Source organism: uncultured Brevundimonas sp. (assembly GCF_937863155.1).
Classification (GTDB): Bacteria; Pseudomonadota; Alphaproteobacteria; order Caulobacterales; family Caulobacteraceae; genus Brevundimonas.
This window is the reverse complement of sequence record NZ_CALMFB010000009.1, coordinates 1-3,605: the sequence shown is the minus strand read 5'-3', so window position 1 is coordinate 3,605 and position 3,605 is coordinate 1. Positions and strand designations below refer to the sequence as shown.

Genomic DNA, 3,605 nt, shown 5'->3' with positions numbered 1-3,605 from the left:
CGCTCGGCGCCCTCGCCCGAGGGGGCCACCATGTCGTAGCCGTCCGAGTTGGCGCCGTAGCCGGTGACCTCGGCATAGATGGTGGCGCCGCGCGCCTTGGCCCGCTCATATTCCTCCAGCACCACGATGCCGGCGCCGCCGGCGATGACGAAGCCGTCGCGGTCCTTGTCATAGGCGCGGCTGGCGACCGACGGCGTTTCGTTGAAGTTGGACGACATGGCGCCCATGGCGTCGAACATGTTCGACATCGACCAGTCGATGTCCTCGCATCCGCCGGCGAACACCACGTCCTGCTTGCCCCAGGCGATCTGTTCCGCCGCCGCGCCGATGCAGTGGGCGGACGTCGCGCAGGCCGAGCTGATCGAATAGTTGACGCCCTTCAGCTCGAACCAGGTGGCCAGCACGGCCGAGGGGCCGGACGCCATGGCCTTGGGCACGGCGAACGGGCCGATGCGCTTGGGCGAGCCTTTTTCGACGGTGGTCTGGGCCGCCTGCAGGATGACCTGGGTCGAGGGGCCGCCCTCGCCCACGATCAGGCCGATGCGCGGGTCCTTGATCTCGTCCGGGGTCAGGCCGCTGTCCTTCAGCGCCTCCTCGAAGGCGATGTGGCCCCAGGCGGTGCCGTTGGCCAGGAAGCGGGCGGCGCGGCGGTCGACGCGCTCGGCCCAGTCCTCGGCCGTATGGCCCAGCGACGGCGGGGCCCAGACCTGGCTGCGGAAACCGTGGGCGGCGTGGTCGGCGGCGTGCTGCACGCCCGACTTCGCCTCGCGCAGGGAGGCGGCGACCTCATCCTGGCCGGTGCCGATGGAGGAGACGATACCCAGTCCGGTGACGACGACACGCCGCATGGGGAGATCCTTCAAGTCTTCGCTGTCAGTCTAACGCTTAGCCGGCGACCGGTTCGGCGCCGTCTTTCGTCGCACCGAACAGGCCGACGCGCATGTCGTTGCAGGTGTAGATGACCTCGCCGTCGGCCTCCAGCACGCCGTCGGCGATGCCCATGACCAGCTTGCGGTTGATGACCCGCTTCAGGTGGATCTTGTAGACCACCTTCTTGACGTCGGGCGTGACCTGGCCGGTGAATTTCACTTCGCCGACGCCCAGGGCCCGGCCGCGACCCGGCCCGCCGATCCAGCCCAGATAGAAGCCCACCAGCTGCCACATGGCGTCCAGGCCTAGGCAGCCGGGCATGACCGGATCGCCGATGAAATGGCACTGGAAGAACCAGAGGTCCGGGTGGATATCCAGCTCGGCCTCGACATAGCCCTTGCCGTGATCCCCGCCGTCCGCCGTGATGGTGACGATCCGGTCGAACATCAGCATCGGCGGGGCCGGAAGCTGGGCGTTGCCGGGACCGAACAGCTCGCCCCGGCCCGAGGCCAGCAGGGCGGCGTGATCGAAGGACGAGGGGTATTGCGACGACTGGGTCAAGCGCGGGCGCTCCATCTTATTCACTGGCGGCGTACACGCTCGCGGCGGACGGCTCAACCAGGGGCTTGAAGCGCAGGGAGGCCGCGAGGGGAGATCAGCGCGGAGCGGGGCCGGCGGGGCGGGCGGCGTTGCATTGGGCGCGGGCCTGGGTTCCGAACACCGAGCCTTGCGCCACCCATCCGGTCAGTTTGCGCGCCCGAACCCGGCACCAGCCGTCCTCGCAGGCGTCCATCGACACCAGGGAGTGCGGGCGCAACCGGGCGCGCACGGCGGCGGTTTCGGACCGGCCGGCCCGGATCGCCACCTCCTGGGCCGAGGTGTTGAACACATGGCGCCGGCCCGAAGCCACCGACCGGTGGATCCAGGCCACGGACCCTTCGGGGTCGCAGACCTTGCGCCAGTGACGGGTCTCGGCGATCACCTGCACCGGCAGGCCGGCGGCGCGGTATTCCCACAGGATTTCATAGTCCAGCCCCGGCCCGCGACGCGCCCGCACCTGCGACGACTTCAGCGAGATCCAGCGCGGCACGTCCAGGCCCGTCGGCGTCGGCCGGCCGTCAGGCAAGGTGGCGCTGCCGCCGGCCAGAAGGGCGACGGCGGCCACGCCGAGGGCGGCCAGGGCGGTGTGTGCGGTGAAACGAAACTGGGGCAAGGCGGGCGTCCGACGAACCAGACGGCCATCCTGAGGCACGGAATTTAAGAGCTGTTTAACCGTGCGCGCCCGGAGCCGGGTCGCCCATTACAATCAATTTAAGACGACAATCTAAATAAGATTTCACCTCCCGCCTTGGAAAGGGCGCCGAATGCTCACACCGCGGTGACAACGGCGACGCTTGATGCGCAGGCGCCGCGCTGGCGGCGAACACAAGGGGAGTCTCCATCATGACCAAGATCCGCATCGCCGCCGTCGCCTTCGCCGCAGCCTTCGCCCTCAGCGCGCCCGTCCTGGCCCAGGAAGTCCGTCCGCAAAGCAATGCGGTCCAGTGGGACGATCTGGATGTCGCCAGCGCCGCCGGCGCCGCCGAACTGGACCAACGCATCAACACCGCCGCCCGTCGCGCCTGCCGCGGCGTGCGCGCCACCGGTTCGAACATGAGCCAGACCGCCTTCTGCCGCTCGCAGATCCGCGATAGCGTCATGGCCCGCATGGACGAGCCGACCCGCGAAGGCTACGTCCAGGCCCGCGCCGAGGGCCGTCGCGGCGCGCGCTGATGAAGGCGCCGGGAGGGGCCGTCGTGCCGCTCCCGGCCCGTCTTCGGCATAACGCAGGTCATTGAAATTCGGGGTTTGCGGCGGGAATCTAACCGCGAATTCATTACGCGCGCGCATAGGGCGGCCCTATGGTCGCGCTCCTTCAAACGGCGCCGCGGCCGGTCCGACGTCGCCAGATCTATGACCTGGAGTCCTCCCGAATGTCCGCCTTCCGTATCGCCGCCGCCGCGGCCGCCGTCGTCATGGCCGTTTCGACCCCCGCCCTGGCCGTGACCGTCCAGCAAGCCGAAAGCACCGGCGCCGTTCAGTGGAGCGACCTGGATGTCGGCACGCCTGAAGGCGCCGCCGAACTGGACCAACGCATCAACGCCGCCGCCCGTCGCGCCTGCCGCGGCGTGCGCGCCACCGGTTCGAACATGAGCCAGACCGCCTTCTGCCGTTCGCAGATCCGCGACAGCGTCACCGCCCGCATGGATGAGCCGACCCGCGAAGCCTATGCCCAGGCCCGCGCCCAGGGCCGTCGCGGCGCGCGCTGATCGCGCCCACGCCTTCTAGACCCGTTTCGGTTCAATCGGACCTGCGTCCAATGGAACCGATTTCGCTCTAGGCTGAAACGATGAAGGCCGGCGGATCGCTCCGCCGGCCTTTGTCGTGTTCCCAGGGTGATCAGCGCGTGGGGAAACCGCGCACCTTCAGCAGGGCGGTCACGTCCGGGTCGCGGCCGCGGAAGCGGCGATAGGCCTCGCCCCGGTCGGACGAATTGCCCTCGGCCAGGATGATGGCCTTGTAGCGGCTGCCGATGTCCGGGTTGAAGACGTCGCCGGACTCTTCGAAATAGGCCCAGGTGTCGGCGTCCATCACCTCGGACCACAGATAGCTGTAGTAGCCGGCCGAATAGGCGTCGGACGTGAACAGGTGATTGAACTGCGGCAGGCGGTGCCGCATCACGATCTCCTTGGGCA

The 3,605-nt window shown here is 68.8% G+C and carries 6 protein-coding genes; 2 read left to right on the top strand and 4 right to left on the bottom strand.

The annotated features are described in order from the left end of the window. From Q0581_RS01040 to Q0581_RS01030, 3 genes are all read right to left on the bottom strand, one after another. On the bottom strand, positions 1 to 848 hold an 848-nt coding region (locus Q0581_RS01040; RefSeq protein WP_298696600.1), incomplete at its 3' end, for a beta-ketoacyl synthase N-terminal-like domain-containing protein. Positions 849 to 885: 37 nt separating this feature from the next. Then, a complete protein-coding gene (gene fabA / locus Q0581_RS01035; protein WP_298696599.1) occupies positions 886 to 1,431 on the bottom strand; it encodes a 3-hydroxyacyl-[acyl-carrier-protein] dehydratase FabA in 546 nt (181 codons plus the stop codon). Positions 1,432 to 1,525: 94 nt separating this feature from the next. Continuing rightward, complete coding sequence (locus tag Q0581_RS01030; RefSeq protein WP_298696598.1) at positions 1,526 to 2,083, bottom strand: SH3 domain-containing protein; 558 nt, start codon at positions 2,081 to 2,083, stop codon at positions 1,526 to 1,528. Positions 2,084 to 2,313: 230 nt separating this feature from the next. Between Q0581_RS01030 and Q0581_RS01025 the strand changes: the two genes are divergently transcribed. Further along, positions 2,314 to 2,643, top strand: a complete 330-nt coding sequence (locus Q0581_RS01025) for a UrcA family protein (protein ID WP_298696595.1) — start codon at positions 2,314 to 2,316, stop codon at positions 2,641 to 2,643. A gap of 200 nt (positions 2,644 to 2,843) precedes the next feature. Continuing rightward, the gene (locus Q0581_RS01020; RefSeq protein ID WP_298696593.1) at positions 2,844 to 3,179 is read left to right on the top strand and encodes a UrcA family protein; all 336 of its coding nucleotides are present in this window, start codon (positions 2,844 to 2,846) and stop codon (positions 3,177 to 3,179) included. 130 nt (positions 3,180 to 3,309) lie between these two features. On the opposite strand, the gene Q0581_RS01015 is transcribed toward Q0581_RS01020, so the two are convergent. After that, positions 3,310 to 3,605 (bottom strand): M3 family metallopeptidase (locus Q0581_RS01015; protein WP_298696590.1); only part of this gene is annotated, 296 nt, incomplete at its 5' end.